Annotated in this window: 17 protein-coding genes; 14 read left to right on the top strand and 3 right to left on the bottom strand. The window is 40.6% G+C overall.

Annotated elements, in window-relative coordinates:
• The first annotated feature begins 79 nt into the window (after positions 1 to 79).
• From K7X70_RS23115 to K7X70_RS23105, 3 genes are all read left to right on the top strand, one after another.
• Positions 80 to 1,075 carry an aldo/keto reductase gene (locus K7X70_RS23115; RefSeq protein WP_222539282.1) on the top strand — a complete coding sequence of 332 codons (996 nt, stop codon included), beginning with the start codon at positions 80 to 82 and terminating at the stop codon, positions 1,073 to 1,075.
• Positions 1,076 to 1,141: 66 nt separating this feature from the next.
• Positions 1,142 to 1,492: a winged helix-turn-helix transcriptional regulator gene (locus tag K7X70_RS23110; protein WP_222539281.1), complete on the top strand. Its 351-nt coding sequence runs from the start codon at positions 1,142 to 1,144 to the stop codon at positions 1,490 to 1,492.
• Between the two features lie 611 nt (positions 1,493 to 2,103).
• Entirely contained in the window at positions 2,104 to 3,303 is a 1,200-nt protein-coding gene (locus K7X70_RS23105; protein WP_222539280.1) for a TlpA family protein disulfide reductase, read from the top strand.
• 56 nt (positions 3,304 to 3,359) lie between these two features.
• Here K7X70_RS23105 and K7X70_RS23100 read toward each other — a convergent pair whose 3' ends face one another.
• Entirely contained in the window at positions 3,360 to 3,974 is a 615-nt protein-coding gene (locus K7X70_RS23100; RefSeq protein ID WP_222539279.1) for a class I SAM-dependent methyltransferase, read from the bottom strand.
• A gap of 140 nt (positions 3,975 to 4,114) precedes the next feature.
• Here K7X70_RS23100 and K7X70_RS23095 point away from each other — a divergent pair, with 140 nt between their 5' ends.
• Positions 4,115 to 4,714, top strand: a complete 600-nt coding sequence (locus K7X70_RS23095; protein WP_222539278.1) for a hypothetical protein — start codon at positions 4,115 to 4,117, stop codon at positions 4,712 to 4,714.
• A gap of 62 nt (positions 4,715 to 4,776) precedes the next feature.
• On the opposite strand, the gene K7X70_RS23090 is transcribed toward K7X70_RS23095, so the two are convergent.
• Complete coding sequence (locus K7X70_RS23090; RefSeq protein WP_222539277.1) at positions 4,777 to 5,385, bottom strand: hypothetical protein; 609 nt, start codon at positions 5,383 to 5,385, stop codon at positions 4,777 to 4,779.
• Between the two features lie 149 nt (positions 5,386 to 5,534).
• Positions 5,535 to 5,924: a putative quinol monooxygenase gene (locus tag K7X70_RS23085; protein ID WP_255607586.1), complete on the bottom strand. Its 390-nt coding sequence runs from the start codon at positions 5,922 to 5,924 to the stop codon at positions 5,535 to 5,537.
• A 217-nt stretch (positions 5,925 to 6,141) separates the two neighbouring features.
• On the opposite strand from K7X70_RS23085, the gene K7X70_RS23080 reads away from it, so the two are divergent.
• The 10 genes from K7X70_RS23080 (at position 6,142) to K7X70_RS23035 (ending at position 19,727) form a co-directional block, all read left to right on the top strand.
• Positions 6,142 to 6,822, top strand: a complete 681-nt coding sequence (locus K7X70_RS23080) for a CPBP family intramembrane glutamic endopeptidase (RefSeq protein ID WP_222539275.1) — start codon at positions 6,142 to 6,144, stop codon at positions 6,820 to 6,822.
• Between the two features lie 104 nt (positions 6,823 to 6,926).
• Positions 6,927 to 7,325, top strand: a complete 399-nt coding sequence (locus tag K7X70_RS23075) for a hypothetical protein (RefSeq protein WP_222539274.1) — start codon at positions 6,927 to 6,929, stop codon at positions 7,323 to 7,325.
• Between the two features lie 401 nt (positions 7,326 to 7,726).
• Complete coding sequence (locus K7X70_RS23070) at positions 7,727 to 10,120, top strand: ABC transporter permease (RefSeq protein WP_255607585.1); 2,394 nt, start codon at positions 7,727 to 7,729, stop codon at positions 10,118 to 10,120.
• Positions 10,121 to 10,245: 125 nt separating this feature from the next.
• Positions 10,246 to 11,073, top strand: coding sequence for a sugar phosphate isomerase/epimerase family protein (locus K7X70_RS23065; protein ID WP_222539273.1), 828 nt, complete (start codon positions 10,246 to 10,248; stop codon positions 11,071 to 11,073).
• Positions 11,060 to 11,818: a phytanoyl-CoA dioxygenase family protein gene (locus K7X70_RS23060; protein WP_222539272.1), complete on the top strand. Its 759-nt coding sequence runs from the start codon at positions 11,060 to 11,062 to the stop codon at positions 11,816 to 11,818. Before K7X70_RS23065 ends, K7X70_RS23060 begins: the two co-directional genes overlap by 14 nt.
• A 60-nt stretch (positions 11,819 to 11,878) precedes the next feature.
• Positions 11,879 to 12,718: an AraC family transcriptional regulator gene (locus tag K7X70_RS23055; RefSeq protein WP_222539271.1), complete on the top strand. Its 840-nt coding sequence runs from the start codon at positions 11,879 to 11,881 to the stop codon at positions 12,716 to 12,718.
• Between the two features lie 346 nt (positions 12,719 to 13,064).
• The gene (locus K7X70_RS23050) at positions 13,065 to 16,199 is read left to right on the top strand and encodes a SusC/RagA family TonB-linked outer membrane protein (RefSeq protein WP_222539270.1); all 3,135 of its coding nucleotides are present in this window, start codon (positions 13,065 to 13,067) and stop codon (positions 16,197 to 16,199) included.
• An 11-nt stretch (positions 16,200 to 16,210) separates the two neighbouring features.
• Positions 16,211 to 17,701, top strand: a complete 1,491-nt coding sequence (locus tag K7X70_RS23045) for a RagB/SusD family nutrient uptake outer membrane protein (protein WP_222539269.1) — start codon at positions 16,211 to 16,213, stop codon at positions 17,699 to 17,701.
• A 38-nt stretch (positions 17,702 to 17,739) separates the two neighbouring features.
• On the top strand, positions 17,740 to 19,101 hold the full coding sequence (locus tag K7X70_RS23040) for a glycoside hydrolase family 47 protein (protein ID WP_222539268.1): 1,362 nt from the start codon (positions 17,740 to 17,742) through the stop codon (positions 19,099 to 19,101).
• Positions 19,101 to 19,727 carry an HAD family hydrolase gene (locus K7X70_RS23035; protein WP_222539267.1) on the top strand — a complete coding sequence of 209 codons (627 nt, stop codon included), beginning with the start codon at positions 19,101 to 19,103 and terminating at the stop codon, positions 19,725 to 19,727. The genes K7X70_RS23040 and K7X70_RS23035 overlap by 1 nt, the downstream gene beginning before the upstream one ends.
• Positions 19,728 to 19,763 lie beyond the last annotated feature (36 nt).

Genomic DNA, 19,763 nt, shown 5'->3' with positions numbered 1-19,763 from the left:
TCAACGCGAATTTCATGTTAATTTGCAAACGAAATACACAATTGCCAAGCGCTGAGATAAAACAATAATATGAAATACGATGGAATATAGAAAATTAGGTGACAGCGATCTTAAATTATCAGTGATCACTTTTGGTGCCTGGGCCGCAGGAGGATGGATGTGGGGAGGCACCGAAAGAGGTGAAGCGATAGATGCCATTAAAGAATCTTTTGATGCGGGGGTGACCTCGATCGACACCGCACCGATTTACGGACAAGGCCTGAGTGAGGAGATTGTCGGAGAAGCGATCAAATACATTTCCCGGGACAAGGTACAGATACTGACCAAATTTGGTATGCGCTGGAATCTGGTTAAAGGAGAGCTGGCCATGCACAGTAAAGACAACAGCGGTAAAGCGATTGACATCTATAAATATGCTGGTAAAGAAAGTATCATCAAGGAATGTGAAGACAGCCTGAAAAGGCTTGGTACCGATTACATAGACCTCTACCAGATCCACTGGCCGGACATCATTACTCCTATACAGGAGAGTATGGAAGCCGTCAGTCGGCTGATCGAACAGGGAAAAGTTCGGTACGCAGGCGTATGTAATTACAGTGCTCAGCATATGCACGAAGCGGAAAAATACGTTAACCTTGTTTCCAATCAGGTTCCCTACAGCATGGTCAAGCGCGAGATTGAAATGGAAACTATCCCTTATTCCATGGAACATGGTAAATCAATACTTGCCTACAGCCCGTTGGAAAGAGGCCTTCTGACCGGAAAAATGAAGCCTGGCTATAAATTCACTGCAGGTGACCACCGGTCAGGGATTCACTTTTATAAGGACGAAAACCTACAAAAGGTGAATGATTTCCTTGCCCGGATCTCCCCAATCGCCGATAAAAGGAACATCACCCTAAGCCAGCTCGTTCTTAAATGGACAGTGCTGCAACCAGGCATTACCATTGCTCTTGTCGGAGCAAGAAATTCAAAACAGGCACTGGAAAATGCAGAGGCAGCCGACATTCAACTCAACCAGGAAGAAATAGATCTGATTACCAAATATGTAAATGAACTGAGGCTGATAAAGTAAGCCAGAATGTTACAATTGATTCATCCAAAAGATAGCTAACTTAGGGTGGATCAATTTACTGCTACAATGACTGCTGAACGAAAAGAAAGCTCTACTAACTTCCATAACCAATCTTTTTTAGAAGAGAAATGTGCACTTAATGAACTGATCCATATGTTGAGTAAAAGATGGATGACTGAGGTACTATTCAGTATCGAGGAGGGCAACCATCATTTCGGTTGCTTAAAAGAAGATCTTGAGCACATTAGTGACAACATTTTAGCTGTCCGGCTTAAACTGCTCCACCAGCATGGCCTGATTACTAAAATTAATATACTGAATTCAACAGCAAGAACTCAATATTCTTTGACCCCTAAAGGTGAAATTCTGAGCGTCATACTCGGTACTTTGTGCGATTTTGCAGAAACGAACCGCTAAATTTTGATCGTTTTTTTATGGCAGAGACGGCACCAATAAATATTTCACGATTGTCTGGAACAAAGAGCCACCATTGACGGAGAACAATTTGATTTTCCAAAGCAGACTATCTTGCTTTGATGTTCAACCAATCCTTTTTTAGTAGCAAAGTTAAATTTGTTTTACTTTTTTAAAGTGGGAAAAGATATGGCTTTACTAAAGTAAGTTTTAGGCTGATTTAATTTAGTAACCACACTGGAGAAACCAATTTGACTGTCCCTACTTCGCCATTTTCAAAACAAGATCTAATCAACTTACCATTAATAGCAATTGGGGTTATTACAAAATTGCCGAAGTGGGATCAATTTGCCATGGTCTATCCAATTTAAAACCAAAGCCAAATAAAGTACAAATTCAAATATAAGGTTAAAGGTATTTTTAGGTACTCACCGAACAAACCTCATTTCACAGTTAATGAACAACTTGAATCACATACCATTTTTCTATCTAAACAACTCACAGGTTGAAGATCCACGAATCAAATAGACATAAATTCAGTCAACATTTAAAAAAGAGGTATATTAAGCCTTCAAATCATACACCTCTCAAATCTCATATCAAGCGCTCTTTTAATGAAAAATCTAATTCTTACCATTCTATTCCAGGTGATTTGTCTATATGCAAAATCACAAACAATTGATTTGCCTACACTATTCAAGAAGGTTGATGATGCTACCCAACAAATAAAAAGTGGCCATCTCAAACTAAATGACAATTATACAAAAGTGTCAGTGGGAGAAGATAGTAGTAAGAGATTCGAGTCCTACGATTATTATTTTAAGTCAAATCCTTTAGATACAATAATTGGCTACAAGATCTCATCATTAGGCAGTTCAGGCGTTCAGCAGCTTTATAACGGCAGCGAATTGCTCGTATTAATACCATGGGATAGGAAGCTCGAAATAGCCCCTCTAGTGAACAATCCTCAGAAAATTAAACAATTAAAACAAGGCACTTTATTTGTTCCCCTTATTAAATCAATTAATTATGAATTTCAGCGTACTACTAAACAACAAAAGCTAGAAAAATGGACTTTATTCCCAAATAAGGTCAGCTATAAAGGACAATCTTGCTATAAGATAAGCGCACCACCATACATTGGTCAAAATAACAGGAGTTTTGCGAACTATTATGTCTCTGTTAACAGTTTTATACCTGTTGGCCTGGAGCATATTATTGAAAATACGATTGCAAGCGCAAAAGAAATCCAGACTTTTGAAATCTGGATTTCGGACTTTAAACCTAATACCACTATTAACGACAAACAATTCAATAAGGAATCCTTATCAGGCTATGACAGGGAAATCACAATTGATGAGACAGTTGAGCTTAAAAGTGATGAACTCCTCAAAAAAGGCAGTATATCGCCTGATTGGGAATTGCCATTGTTAACTGGCGGAACATTAAAACTAAATGATCTTAAAAACAAAATTGTTATCCTTGACTTCTGGTACAAGGCCTGTGCACCTTGCCAAAAGCAGATGATAGACTTGCAAAAACTTCATGATAAATTTGACAAGAGTAAAGTGGTTTTTGTGAGTGTAAATACAAAAGATGATCCAATAAAGGATAAGCTAGCCTTATTTATGAAGAATAGAGCCTTAACCATGACCACCGTTTACGAAGGGAATCTGATAGAAAAACTATACCATGTGTATACTTCACCTGCATTATTTATCATAAACCAAAGCGGCGAAATTGCATTTACACTGGATGGATATTCAAATACTTTAATTGAAGATTTAAATAACGAAATTGAAAGACTTTTATAAGGTAGCAAGAATGATATTCACCCGTCATACCCTTACTGAAGTCGAAAATCAGGTTTTCATTTTTTACGTACACACCAGGTCGTCATGCTTCTCAGGTTCTGGACATTAGTGGTTTTTATGGGTTCGTGGAGTTCCCCGCCAAGATTTTTGGTGAGTCTGAGCAACATTTCCTGATTGACCAGAAAGCGCTCTGATCCGTCTGGAAGTATGTACCTGCCGTTTCCGATAAACCTTACCAACGACTCTATTCCTATATCTGATGCTAGCCGGCAGAAAAAATAACCTCCAGGCTTTAAAACGCGCCACATGGAATTCAGCATCGCTTCAAAGTGATTGAGGTTTTCAGCAAAGTGGAGTACAGCACTACTCATCACCAGGTCGAACTGCTCTGGTTCAAAGGGCAGCTGTTCAACTGCTGTCACTTTGAAGTTTTCTTCTGGATTGATCTGAGGAAATTGACTGGCAAGGTTCCTGAGCTGCAAGATCGCTGCCGGATTTTGATCTACCCCGAAAACCTTTGCGCCACTATTTAAAAAGTAAAGCAAATTCCTGCCTGTTCCACAACCGGCATCCAAAATGACATTGCACTCATCGTAGGTGCCTTTAGCCAATTGGTCGAATAAATAAATATCAATATTTCCGAAGGCTTCTTTAATATACTCGCTTTTCATCTCTGTGGTAAAGATATATACAACCAATCATATATAACCTATTGTAGACTCAAATCTCTACTTGAGCTGAACTAGGCTTGATGATCAAACAATGCTGGTGGTTGCCTGTTTATTGGTTTACCGATCAACAACAAAATACCATGAAATTTTTCAAGCACCAATTATTTTACCCGACTCTACTCCTATGTACCATATTGGCTGCATGTAACCAAAGTAGCCAAAATACAGCTGTAAGCGAAAGCGATACCACAAAAACTCCACAAAGTAAACTGAATAGAGATTCCTTACTCATACCTGGTGTTTCAGCAGGGAATATCGCTATAGAACAGGATGCCTCGGAGGCTTTGAAAACCTTAGGAAAACCTGATTCAAGCGATGCAGCCATGCAAAAAACAGTTGCTTTCTGGTATAAAGAACATGATCCCAGGTCTACTTCCTTTGCCATTTATACGGTAAGGGATACAGGAAGTAATCCTATTGCGAGAATCAGGCAAATCCGACTCAATTCGCCAGCATACCGCACTGAAGATGGTCTGGGCGTTTCCTCCCCTTTATCTTTGTTAAAAGATAAATTTGACCTCAAAAAGGTCAGTCTGTCTAATGCTTCTCCTCGTAATTACGATTTATACGATAGTCATCAAGGTATTGCATTTGAAATCACAGCAGAAGGAAACTGTGCTGCTGTAATTATTCATCGTAAAAATGAACCTCTAAAAGAAACTTACCTTCCTCTGCGCTAAAAACACAATGCAGAAGAAGGTTTGTAGCGACGATCGATTTATTACAAGCAGCCAAGCCAGGATTATTTAAGGACATCCGGATACATCATTTTATCATATTCTTTAATAGTGATCACTTTACTATCCTTGCTATTCTCCATTCGTGTACCTCTTTTTACATAGATAAAATTGGTGCTCAGAAATTGCTTTGCATTCTTGTCTTTTGAAATTCCCTGATCAACAAAAACCCATGCATTCAGCGTTGGTAAATCCCAGAAAAACGACTCGCCATTTCCCTGCGTAGCTCTCTCTTCGTACTTTGGATAGGTTTTCTTTAAATAGTTGATGATGGCCTTTGTTTCTTCCTGATGAACAGTGTTGTATTTAAAACCTAAATAGCTGGCCTGATCCTTATTGTCAACAAACAAATACAGCTGGTTATAATCTGCAGGGTACCCAGTAGGAAAAGAATAAGTACTCAGTTTAATTTCACCAATATTATAATTACCTGGTTGATTTGTCCTGAACGCGTTCAATCCAAGATTAGGATCCTGATCCTTTTTCAATTGCGGATCTGCCTGGGCAATACCTGATATACTCTCATCGAATTTTAAGGCTAAAAGATCTGTTTTTGTTTGTGATTTACAGGAGAGGACAGTCATGCCCAGCAAGATTAAAAAGAAATATTTCATGTAGTTAATTTATAATTTAAACCTAATCAGAAAACGATCTGCTAGGGTATTTTTACACCTAAGTAGATTGGCAGAATAAACTTTAGGCGCTTTGTAGCAATGGCATCACTTTAGTAGCCGCATCCAGGACTACACTCCTTTTAAAAATGCTACTTCATTTTACTGAATATTAATTTCATAGTTTTAGAATCCAGGGCATCCATATCCATTAGTTTCAGCGACTTCACCATTTTTAACGTTGCTGTCTTGTAATGCTTGAAATGCACTGTTTCCAGGTGTGCCTGGTAGGCTTGCCTATTGGCATAGATTTCAACAATCCGAACCTGGTTAGGTTGTTCTTTTATAGACATTGGAAAGATTCCGATAACACCAGGTTCAATTTTTACAGAAGCCGCAGCTTCCTCCTTTAATATGGCATTATAAGATTCCAAATACTCGGGAAAAACTTCGATCTCTGAAATACGAACCAGCATATCTGAGTCCTTAACCGTTTTATTAACCAGCGGATTTTGTGCATTGACATCAGTTATATTTGACATCAGAATACAGCACAATAAACATTTTATCAAATTCTTCATCATTGTTTTTTTACTACTACAATTAAAGGTACTAGTATGTGTTTATACGCCAAAATATAAATCCACTCGTTGCCACAATTAGGGCCAGAAATAAGAACAGTTCAAAACTTGTTTCAGGAAAGCCGTTGGATTGAGAAAGAAAGGCAGCTGTCAATAATATGATGAGTAAGCCCGCTTAATGGGATTCGGATTTGCCTTCCCCCTTTTTTATCTATCCCTCCTTTACCTCAGCATCTCTTTATTGGTAGAAAACCCTTATCAATTCAATCCGGATTATACAATTATTGATTTTTTTAAAAGTTCCTTTTTTGTCCTTAAAGGGGTCATCTTTGAAGAACTCCTATTTCGCGGCGCATTGTTTTACCTGCTGATCAGGCAACTCGGCACCAATAAAGCCATTGCCATATCCGCAATCGCTTTCGGCATTTTTCATTGGTTCTCCTATGGCATAATAGGCCAGCCTCTTAAAATGCTGACGGTATTTATTTCTACCGGTATCATGGGATATTTGCTGGCATTGGCATTTGTAAAATCCAGCACTATCCTACTCCCATTAATAATTCACCTGGGGTATAATTTCTGTTCCATGATTTTGTTCTCGAAGGAAAAGACAATTGGCTCGCAGCTATTGGTAAAAACATACCACACAGATCCTGTTAAACCAGAGGGCATAGTACCATTGATGATGGTTGTTGTTTATTACCTTGGATTTCCTGTGCTATGTTATTGCTATCTCCGACTAATTAAACCCGCCTGTACAGACCTATCCAAGTTTAAAAAGCCTTTTGTGGAGTCGGTTTTCCAAACCAACATCTCACGGCGAAAAAACGGTTCTATAATTTTATACGCTATAAAATAAGTCATTAGGCAGCTATAGGAATGAATTGAATGATCATAAATTTATTTTTTTATAGTGTAGCGTTTTTCCAAAAAATTACGTTTTTATAGAAAAACCAAAACATTATGAAAACCTTATTTAAATTAACCTCTATTCTGTGTTTATTCTTTGTGATTTCCTGCAGCAAAGATAAATCGGTTAACAAGCCAAATCTTGATCCGGCACTCTCTGGAAATTGGAAACTTATTGAAACACTAGCAGACCCAGGTGATGGCAGTGGAAAATGGCGACCTGTCGATAGTAATGCTCCTATTGAAAATATTCTTTTCAAAAAGGATGGAAAACTGGAGTGGAGTCGTGACAAAGCATTCAAAATCTACACTAAATCCGACAGCACTAGTTTATCATTTGTAAAAAAAGATACTTCTGTATGGAATTATTATTATAAGATAAAAAATGACACGTTAATTCTGAGCCCACCATGTATAGAAGGTTGTGGTTTTAAATATGTAAAAATAAAGTAAATGAAATCCTGGAATCTACCGGTTCCAGGATTTTCTGTTTTCCTTAATACTTAACCACTCTTATTAAAAACATGCTCCATAAATTCCTTAGGCCAATCTATATCCAGCATCAACAATCACATGCCCAAGCCAGGCTACATCACAATGAACAATTGTAGCACCTAAGCCTACAATTTGATCATCAATTACTACTTTAATTGGAAAACAAAACGGGAGGCTGTATGAAATACATAACTCTCTCCTATTAATTTTATCTGGAATATTCCAGAATAAGCTGTGCAGTTTCGATCAGCTGCTGTGCATTAACGAACAGTTTAAAATCTCTAAATGCGATTTAACACTTAGTTATTCCCTATTTTAGGCTTTGGCATATCCTTAGCGAAGGGGAAAAGAAAAACAGCATGATGTTTAGGATCAATTTAAAAATCGCTTTGCGCAACTTCTGGAAAAACAAGAGCTACACCTTGATTAATATTCTTGGTCTTTCCATTGGCATGGCAAGCTGTATCCTGATTTTTATATTTATCCGTTTCCAACTGAGTTTTGATGAAGGCTTTAAAAATGAGGACCGCATTTACCGTGTGGTGACCGATTGGAAATACAATTCTTTTGACGATTACTCTTCTGGTGTGCCCTTACCTTTCACTGCGGCAGCCAGAAATGAAATTGCGGGCATAGAAAAGATAGGTACAATTGCCAAGGGAGGGAACATAGTACGTATCAAAGATAAAGAAGGTAAAGAGGTTATTAAAACCCGGGAAGATGTTTATTATGCTGAGCCAGAGTTTTTTGAGGTGCTTCAAATAGATTGGTTATATGGTAAACCTTCAGAAGCCATAAAAGAACCCAATACCGTCGCTTTATCTAAGGCGAATGCTTTAAAATATTTTGGCAGCATTGAAAATGCAATTGGCAAAAGCATCACCATGGGTACTAAAACAGAATTAAAGGTGACAGGTGTATTTCAGGATATGCCTCAAAACACCAGTTTACCCATAAAATTGGTCATTAGCTACAAAAGTTTTTCGGAAAGAAATGGTACCTGCTGGGATTGTATAAATTCAAGCTACAGCAGTTATGTATTGCTTAAAGAGGGCTTAAAAGCTGAGGACCTTAAAGAGACGCTGGCCAAATTCAACAAAATACATTACACTGATAAAAAGGTTTCTGGTAACCAGGTCAACAGACTACAGCCTTTAAGAGAGATTCACTTTGCGGAACTCTATGATAATTTCGCCAGTTCGACGATAAATAAACATCAGATTTATGGTCTGGCCATCATTGGTTTATTTTTAATCTGTACCGCCTGCATCAACTTTATCAATTTAAATACTGCTCAGGCGGTAAACCGCTCTAAAGAAGTGGGCGTTCGTAAAGTAATGGGTGGTAAACGTAAACAGCTGATGGTACAATTCTTAACCGAGACGGTCGTTTTAGTGGTCATCGCCTTATTATTTGCCTGCATCCTTGCGGAGCTGGCGATCCCATTAATGCAGAATCTTTTCAAAAATCAAATCACATTCAGCCTGTTTGGTCATCCTGTTATTTTTGTATTTATGGCCTTGTTGGTGGTGTTTGTTAGCTTTTTAGCAGGTTTCTATCCCGCAATGATTATCTCTGGATTTAATCCGGCACTGGCCATAAAAAATAAGGTAGCACTGAATAACAGTGGCCTAAGCATGCGTAAAATCCTGGTAGTGGTACAGTTTGCGATTACCATCATACTGATTATCGGCACCTTGGTGATCGTTCGTCAAATGGAATATCTGAAGCAAAAGCCATTGGGATTTAGCTCCACTGCGGTAGCCATGATTGGCATGCCGGGAGATAGTACGAGTAAAAGCAGACACCAACTTTTCAAAGAGAAGGTCCTTCAAATCCCGGGTGTTCAGATGCTGAGTTATTGTCAGTCTCCCCCACTTTCCCAGGATGTAAATTCAAGCAGCTTCATTTTCGATGGGCAGGAAAATCATGATTTTGAAGTCAGGGTCTCTAAAGCAGATGAAAATTATTTTAAGCTGTTTGACCTGAAAATTATTGCGGGCAAGATTTTTAAGAAAAGCGATACAACTAATGGTTATGTGGTCAATGAAACTTTTCTTAAAAAAGTAGGGATTACTAACCCTCAAAAGGCCATTGGCAAAATGATTAGGACGTCAAACGTCAATATCCCTATCCTTGGTGTAGTCAAAGATTACAATGATAAATCTTTAAAAGAGAACATTTCGGGCCTGGCCATTTCTTCAGATAAAAATCAATATTGGCTTGCAGCTATAAAGCTGGAGGGTAAAAATATGGTTCCTGCGATGCAGCAAATTGAAGCCTTATGGAATGTGAGCTTCCCACAAGGGATTTACGAGTCCAGTTTTGTGGAGGAAAGAATCAATAGCTACTATGAAAGTGAAGCGATAATGGGAGTATTATTTAAGGTCTTTGCCGCTGTAATTATCTTTATTTCTTTCATTGGCTTATTTGGTTTGATCTCTTTTGTAGCTGCTCAAAGGACTAAAGAGGTGGCCATTAGAAAAGTATTAGGTGCTTCTACTTTAGAATTGGTGAAGCTGCTCAATGGATCATTTTTGGTGATGGTTTTTCTGGCAAACCTGGTGGCCTGGCCATTGGCCTACCTATTTGTTTCCAAATGGTTGTCGACTTTTGCTTATCGGATAGACCTGAGCGTATGGCCTTTCGTGTTGGCCATGTGTATTTCTATGATCATCACCTTGATCACCGTAAGTATCAGATCTTACAAAGCGGCAACTGCCAATACCATTGATGCACTTAAATATGAGTAAGGAAATCAGCCATTGCTAAAAAACATCGCTATAGCATAATAAAAACACCTATACCAGTAATACTCTGTCGTTTTAACATCAGCATCAAGTTCTACTTTTACATAGTAGAGCCATACTGGAAAAACATGACAAAACTCCTTTTTTACTGCCCCTATTGGGGCATGCGCCCGATGCCCATCACGTCCTTCCTTGAAAAGGCTAGAAATGACGGGTATCATGGTGTCGAAATCGCATTGAATCCCGATACGATGGATATTAAAACCATCAAAGAACAATGTGATGATGCTCAGCTGGAACTGATCGCACAGCATCCTTACGCTGCTGGTGTTACTGCAAATGAGATGCTGCCTGACTACCTGAGCAAACTTGAGCGCATTCTTGCAATCGAACCTGTGATGGTCAATTGCCATACCGGGCGGGACTATTTTAGCATCCCCGATAACCTGAAATTCTTAACTGCAGCAGATCAGCTTTCCAAAGCAGCAGGTATCTCCGTTTCACATGAAATTCACCGGGGCAGGTTTAGTTTCTGCGCCCCCCTGATCAGCGATTACTTTGAGGCCTTCCCTGAACTAAAACTAACTGCGGATTTTTCTCATTGGTGCGTCGTTTCAGAATCTTTGTTAGAACAGCAGCAGGCTACATTAGACAGGGCCATTCAGCATTGCAGTCACCTCCATGCCAGAGTGGGCTATGCTCAGGGCCCACAGGTTCCCCACCCTTTTGCACCAGAGTACCATTTGGAACTGCAGCAGCATTTAAGCTGGTGGATGGCCATTCTGAAAGCACACATCAGTCAGCAAAAAGAACGGTTAACCATTACCTGTGAGTTTGGGCCCAGCCCCTATATGCACAGTCTGCCTTTCACAAATGCACCTATCGCCTCCCAATGGGAATTGAATTTATTAATGAAAACCTATTTACAAGACCACTTAAAATATGAAAACAACTAGCAATAACTTGAGCCAGCAGGAGACTACTTTTTATCATGAAAACGGTTATCTGCTTCCTGAAGCGCCCATGTTTAATCCACAGAAATTTGATCGCCTATTCCAGATTTTTGAAGATCACCTGGCCAGTCGGGGGACTTTAAAGCCTGATGAGCTGGACGTACCTCACATGCATGATGAGCGGTTATTTGAATTCCTGATGGCAGATGAAGTCCTCGATATCGTACAAGCGGTGATCGGTCCAAATATTGGCTTATGGAGCAGTCATTTCATCTGTAAAGAGCCTGGCAGTGGAAATAAAACACCTTGGCATGAAGACAGTGCCTACTGGGATGGCCGTTTCAACAGTTTTGACGGAATCGTAACGGTTTGGCTCGCCATAGATCGAGCGACTAAGGAAAACGGATGCATGGGTGTTTTCCCTGGTACTCATAAAAACCAGACTTCAGAATATGAGCAGATCGATACTGATCATAAGATTTTCACCATTCAGATTAAAGATTCAAATCAGCTGGATGAAAGCAATGTAGTCTGGTTTGAATTAAACCAGGGCAATTATTCTTTGCATGATTCCCGCATTATACATGGGGCCAATGCCAATACCAGTACCACGAGAAGAACTGGCTATACCATGCGCTACTTCAGTACTGACCTGATCCTCAATCCGGAGCACCCAGATAATGAAAAGCATAAAATCTACCATTGCAGAGGGGAAAATAAAGGAAATAATCCACTAATTTATCTGTAAAACCGAATACAGGAATCCTGTTATCTTTGAAGATCAGCAACACATAAAATCAACATGCTTATGAAAACCCAAAGGTTCCTATTAGAAAATTTCATTCAGGAAAATGATAAGTTTCATATCGCCCGTACCACCATTCATTCCCGCAATGACCTTTCTTTGCATGATCATGATTATGCTGAAATATTTTGGGTAGAAAAAGGTACTGGGCAGCATTTGGTGAATGGTCATAAAATCAACCTTCTTCCCGGGCACCTGGTGATGATCCGTCCTCAGGATCAGCATACTTTTACCTCCGATAAGAATGGCATTACGATTATGAACCTGGCCTTTCCTTTGGAAACAATGGAGCATTTAAGAAGCCGGTATTTTCCAGACAGCAATTCCTATTTCTGGACTAAGGATGCCCTGCCCTTTCATAAACTCATGGACCTCAACACCATAAACCAGATTTCTAAACGGGCAGAAAACTATTGGAAATGCCAGAAAACACACCTTTATATTGACAGCATATTGCTGAGTATTTTCCGCTTCATCAGTCTTTATGACAAGGTGAAAGTAGAGAATGAATCTATTCCAGCATGGCTGAATAAGGGACTTCAGGAGTTCTCCTCACCGGAGTTGTTCAAGACAGGCCCAAATGGTTTTGCCCGTTTATGTGAGAAGAATATTGACCATGTCAATAGGACCGTGAAAAGAGTGTTCAACAAAACGCTCTCTGCCCTGGTAAACGAACTGAGAATGAACTATGCAGCACAGCAGCTTTCTATTACCAATGTTCCCATAAAGACCATCTGTATGGATTGCGGCATTACTAATCTAGGGCACTTTTACAACATCTTTAAAGACACCTATCACCAACCTCCATCGGTCTACCGCAAAACCACTCAAATTATTGCCTGAGTCGTTATAACATAAATAATGTAAGGTTATAGCTAAACTTCTGTCGTTTTTATATTAAAATGACGGTTTATATTTGTTAAAGGATATCACCAAAATAAACCAGCAAACGAATAGAAAGAACTGAATATTACTGTAGACCGGAACAGTGATCTTCCAGCCTTTTTATGTAGGCCTTATGACCAGAAAGCAATGACAAACTGACCTAGAGGATAAACCATTCAATTCACCATTTCCGCAGTGATTGCCTGCCTGATTCCTAATAAAATCAAGCAAGTACCAGCACGCCTTTTACAGGTGCAGGGATTTCATTGCTGATCACCTAACCAATTATTAACCAGAAATTATTATGAAATTAAAAAAAATCATGCTGCTCTTCTGCCTGTTTGCAGGTGTGCTGCTTTCTTTTAATGCGATTGCCCGGCAACCCTTTAAGGTGAAGGGTACTGTAGTCGACAAAGAGCAACTACCGCTTACCGGCGTTAGTGTTTACCTGAAGGGGACAAAAACTGGTACCACCACCGACGGCAATGGTGCTTTTGAACTCCAGGTACCTGGCAAAGATGCCATCTTGGTATTTTCTTATATCGGCTATGAAGCCCTGGAGCATACAGCTGATGTCCAGGGGCCACTAAAAATCACCTTAAATGAGACAAAACAAGGACTTAATGAAGTCGTAGTAGTCGGTTATGGAACTATCCGAAAGAAAGACCTGACCGGTTCCGTTTCCACGATTAAGGGCAGCGACCTGGCCGCAATGCCGGTTTCCAATCCTTTGGCCGCACTCGGTTCAAGAGTGCCGGGATTGAACATCAGCAATGGCTCTGGCAGGCCAGGCGGTGGTTTCAGCGCCACCATCAGGGGAATCAATTCCATTAATGCCTCTAATTCACCATTGTTTGTAGTGGACGGGATTATTGGTGCAGATTTTCAATCCATCAACCCTGCTGATATTGAGTCGATCGACGTTTTAAAAGATGCTTCCGCAACTGCGATTTATGGTTCTCAAGCTTCAAATGGTGTCATCATCGTTACCACAAAACGTGCAAAAGCAGGTGAGTTTACGGTTTCATTGAGCAGTAATGTTGGTGTGGGCACCATGGCGCGCCCACTTAAAATGTTAAACGCAGCGCAATACATGGAATATCAAAAACGTTCCTGGGAATATGATCCTAAAAGAGGGAATTTCCCCACCAATCAGCTGAGCACTTTATACCCTGAGCTCTTTAAAGCAGATGGATCTCCTATTTATGATACCGACTGGCAAAAGGAATCTAGTCGCCATGCCGTATCCAACAACACTTATCTTTCCATTACTGGCGGGACAGAGAAATCAAAACAGGGCCTATATCTTGGTTTGATAAATGACAATGGGATTTTAAAAGAGTCTTTTTATAAAAAGCACACCATTCGTTATACCACAGACATCAACCTGAAACCTTGGCTGGCTATCGGTGGAAGTCTGGCTTATAACTACAACAAAAAAAACCAGGCGGATGACTATAGTGTAGGATCCATGACTGCTACCCGTCTTCTTGCCGGCATGATCCCTATCGCCCCTGTAAAATTCCCGGATGGCAGATACAGCACCATGGAAGATTTTGGATTTGGCTATAATTACAACAGTAACAATGACTTTCTTGGCTTTTATAAGACTGGCATTTATACCGCCAACAATCCTGTTCAATTATTAAAAGACCTTGTTTACAATAGAACGGAGCATCAATTCCTCGGGAACCTGAATGCCAGGTTTAGCCTTACAAAAGACCTCGAATTTAAAACTACTTTTGGTGCACAGTTTTTCGATAGCAACAACCAGTTCTATGCCTCAAAAGAGCTGCTGGACATTGGTAAAGATGTTGGCGGAAGAGCTTCAATCGATTACTCCAGAACACTTTACTGGCAGTCGGAAAACTTCCTGACCTATACGAAAAAACTAGATGTACACCGCATCAATGCCGTATTGGGAAGCAGCTGGACAGGATCAACCAGCGAAGGCTTTAATGCAGGTTCAACAGGTTTCTCAACCGATATCTTTAAATATTACAACCTATCTGCGGGCTCTGTTCCAGGAACACCCGGCTCCAATTACTCCAGTCAGCGGATGAACTCCTTTTACACCCGTGTAAATTATAGCCTGATGGATAAATACCTGATTACCCTAACCGGACGGGCAGATGGCTCATCTAAATTTGGAAGCGGAAATAAATACGCCTTCTTTCCATCGGTAGCGCTTGGCTGGAATGTTTCAGAAGAAGATTTCCTTAAATCATCTAAAGCCATTTCGTCCTTAAAATTAAGAGGAAGTTATGGGATCACTGGTAACTCGGGAATTGCTCCTTATTTATCATTGGGAACCTTGAGCAACAACACGCTGGTTTACCTCAATGGCATCCGTAATGTGGGGACCACTATGGGTAACATTTCCAACCCCGACTTAAAATGGGAACGCACCGCACAACTCAACACCGGAGCGGACCTAACCATGTTTAATAACCGACTGGCCCTTACTGCAGATGTCTATGCTAAAAAAACAACCAACCTGCTTTTGGACAATTCGGTATCATTCGTTTCCGGATATGGCAGTGTAACGGAAAACATAGGAAGTGTCAGGAATCGTGGAGTAGAAATTTCTGTGAATGGCACGATCGTGGAAAGCAAAGACTTCTCTGCTAATCTGGGTGTTGCTTTTAGTCAGAATAGAAACAAAATCCTGGCATTGGGACAAACAAATGCAGATATCTTACCAGGTAGAGTACCTGGAGGCCTGGTTTACAATGTGCTAAGAGTTGGTGGAGCTGTAGGTGACCTGATTGGTTATAAACGATTAGGAACATGGGGTACTGACGAAGCCGCAGAAGCCGCCAGATACAATAGAAAACCTGGTGATATCAAAAGAGAAGATGTAAACAAAGATTACGTGTACGACCAGAATGATGTCACCATACTCGGCAATATCTTTCCTAAATATGAGCTTTACTTCAATTTAGGGCTGCGTTACAAGCAATTTGACCTGACTGCTACCATCCAAATGAGAAGAGGTAACCAGCAGGTGAATGCTTCCAGCTTCGAACTCGAAGACAGGCAGTATTATCTGAGCAGTTATGCCAGCCTGATCGATGACGCCTGGACACCTCAGCACCAAAACACCATGGTTCCGGCTATCCGAACGCAGGCAGACGCGATGTATAGTGATTATCCTTCCGGATATATCGACAGTCATTTTGTAGAAGACGGTTCTTTCATCCGTGGTAAAAACATTACGCTGGGTTATACTTTTCCCGAACTGACGCTCAGCAAAATAAAAATCAGATCATTGAAGATATTCGCCAATGCGCAGAACTTCTTCCTGATCACCAAATATAGAGCCTATGACCCTGAATTGTCCAGTGTTTCCGCAGGCAGCACTTTTAGCCAGGGGGTAGATTACTTCGGATACCCGAATGCACGCAGCTATATTTTAGGCCTCAATCTTACATTTTAAGTAGCACAGACATGAAAAAAATAGTAAAAATATACCTATTGGCACTAGTCGCAATTGGGACGACAGCCGGATCCTGCAAGAACCAATTGCTGGAAGATGCAAGATCAACCATCATTACCCAGCAGTATTTTAAAACCGAAGGTGATGCACAAGCAGCAGTAGCTGGAATTTACAACTACCTCAAACAACCATTTAATAAGCTTGGATATGATGACGTACCTTATTCCATGCTGGAACTGGTGACCGGGATTTATGACAGTAAAGCACAATGGCAATACGGGCAGGATTACATGAACCTGAAGTATGATGCTTCCAATCCAGATTTCCTGGTATGGTGGGAACAAAGCTATAAAGGCATTGAAGCGGCAAACCTTTCCATTGCAAATATCCCGGCAATTGCCATGAATGAGGAGATCAAAAATAGATTAATTGGGGAAGCCAGATTTCTAAGGGCTTATTATTACTACACCCTGGTCAACATCTATGGAGATGTCCCTATGAAGATCAGCCCTACTTCAAAACCATCTGAGGCCAATATTGCGAAAACTGCTGTAAAAGATATTTATGAAAAAGTAATCGTGCCAGATCTTCAATTTGCAGAAGCTCAGCCGCTAAATCCTCGCACAGAAGGAAATGGCAGGGTGTCTGTTGCCGCTGCGAAGTCGTTATTAGCCAAAGTATACCTAAGTATGGCAGGTGCTCTAAAACAAACCGACAAGTATGCCCTGGCAAAAGCAAAAGCAGGGGAAGTCATCAGCAGTCAGCAGCACAGACTGTTTCAAAGCGATGCCAATTTAACCTGGTTTAATAAACTGAATAACCCAGCCTTCGACAATAAAGAGGAGCACATCTGGATGGCCAACTATGCGATAAATAATGCCAACAGTTCTTTGCCGGTTTATTTTCTTCCAAAAGAAGTGAAATTTGTAAATGCATTGCAGTTTGGCGGCTTTTACCCAACTGCTAATTTCCTTAAATCATACCATACTGACGACCTAAGGGGCATGCACAATATGGGATTTTTCTTTAACCGCATTATTGTAAAAGGCAATGAGTACAATTTCCCCTGGGCTATTTATAAGTTCTTTGACCCAGGAATCATTAGCACAGCTCCAAACTCTGCCAAAAACTTCCCGATGATCCGTTACGCCGACGTGTTATTAACCTATGCAGAAGCACAGAATGAAGCTGAGGGCACAGCAGATGCAGTCGCTTATGATGCCTTAAATAGCATCAGGAAGCGTGCGGGATTAACACCACTCAGCGGCATGAGTAAAAACGACTTTAGGACGGAAGTCTGGAAGGAAAGGTACTGGGAATTATGTGCAGAAGGCAAAATATGGTTTGACATCGTGAGAACCAGAAAAATCTTTGATCCCGTAACCGGAACTTTTAGCGAAGCAGTTGGCCATGTCATGCCTGGCGGAGCCGTATTTAAAGAAGAGAATTTAAAATTCCCGATTCCCGCTAGAGAAGTACAAATAAATCCTTTACTTAAATGATCGCTAATACCCATTTTATAAACACTAACAAACACACTATGAAATACAAAATCAGCTTAATCCTCCTCTTCTGCTTTACTTTTGGCATTTGCAATGCCCAGAAAAAAGATCCGGCAGCAAATGAGAAAAAAATATATGCGGGGCGCGTAAAAACAGCCTTTAAAAAGGGATGGAAAGCTTATATGGACTATGCCAAAGGAATGGATGCCGTTAACCCAATCGCTAAAAAAGGGCACAATTGGTACTCGGAAACCTTACTCATGACCCCAGTAGATGCTTTTAGCACCATGCACGTGATGGGCCTTAAAAAGGAAATGGCAGAAGCGAAAGCGCTCATCTTCAGCAAGCTTAATTTCGATAAAGATATGGAGATTCAGCAATTTGAAATTGCGATCCGGATCATGGGCGGGCTCCTATCCGCCTATCAACTGGATGGGGACCCACGCTTTCTTAGTCTGGCGGAAGATCTGGGCAAAAGAATGTTACCCGTTTTTGAATCTCCTACGGGAATGCCTTATCGTCTGGTAAACCTGCGTACAGGAAAGGTCAGCGGTGCCACCACAAATCCATGCGAAATCGGATCTATGTTATTGGAGTATGGCATGCTGAGCAAGCTGACAAACAATCCCATCTATTATGAGAAATGTAAAAGAGGTGTTGTAGCCCTTTACGATCGCAGGGGAAAAACAGACCTGGTAGGTACTGAGATTAGCGTGGAGACTGGAGAATGGCTGGACAAAAGTGCCCATATCAGCGGTCGCATTGACGCCTATTATGAGTACTTGCTAAAAGGCTGGCTGCTTTTTGGAGACAAAGATTTGAAAAACATGTGGGATGTAAGTAAGGCAGGAATCGCTAAACACCTCGGTGATCAGGCTCCAAGCGGGTTCTGGTATGGTTATGCAGATATGGATTCTGGAAAAAGAACCGCTACCATTTTTGGTGCCCTGGATTGTTTTTATGGTGCCATTCTATGCTTGGACGATGACATGGAGACCGCAAAGAAACTGCAGGCTTCTATTTACAAAATGTGGACTTTAAAAGGTCTGGAGCCGGAATCTATAGATTATAGCAACATGGAAATCAAAGCGCCTTATTACATGATCCGCCCTGAAGCCATTGAATCTACTTATTACTTATGGCACTACACCAAAGATGACCAATACTATCAGCAGGGTAAGACTATGTTCGAATCTATTGAGAAATATTGTCAGGTAGACAATGGTTATGTCCAGATAAAAGATGTGAATACCATGGAAAAATGGGACACGCTGGAAAGCTTCTTCTTTGCAGAGACCATGAAATATTGCTACCTGCTTTTTGCTCCGGAAAAGTCGTTTAGTTTAGATAAATGTGTCCTGAATACGGAAGCACATCCATTCTTTAAAACATGGAAATAATGAAGTACGACAGCCTGATCTTTGATATGGATGGGACGTTATGGGATGCTGCAAATCTATATGCAGCATCCTGGAACAGTAGTTTTAAGAAGAATGGATTAGACCTTCAATTGAGCAGGGAAGACATTGGTGCTTTAACCGGACTGGAAAGAAGTGACCTCATCGATAAAATTATGCCTGGATATGAAGCATCCATCTGTGACCGGGTGATACTTGACGTGGAAACGTTCACCAGACAACTGCTTCCAGAAACCGGAGGGCAATTGTATCAGGATGTTCAGCAGGGCTTAGCAGCACTTTCCAGGCATTATAAACTGTTTATTGTGAGCAATTGCGATGCAGGTGTGATACGTTTGTTTATGGATTGGGCAAAGATCAATGATTGGATAACCGATGAAGTTGCCCATGGTATAAACTTCAAACCAAAACACCACAACATCCAGCTCCTGATCGATAAACATCAGCTACAGCATCCCATATATATTGGTGATACCGATGGCGATAGCAAGCAAAGTAAACTCGCAGGAATCCCCTTTGCTTTTGTCAGTTATGGATTTGGTCAGACTTCAGAGTACCAGCTCAAATTTGATGGATTTAAAGAACTCAGCGATCATTTCCTTTTATAAGTTTTTCAGTGGGGTTAGTATTCCCTAATTTCGGAT

Source organism: Pedobacter polysacchareus, from assembly GCF_019802255.1.
Classification (GTDB): Bacteria; Bacteroidota; Bacteroidia; order Sphingobacteriales; family Sphingobacteriaceae; genus Pedobacter; species Pedobacter polysacchareus.
Note: the sequence above shows the minus strand (reverse complement) of the source record. Positions and strands in the feature narration are given on the sequence as shown.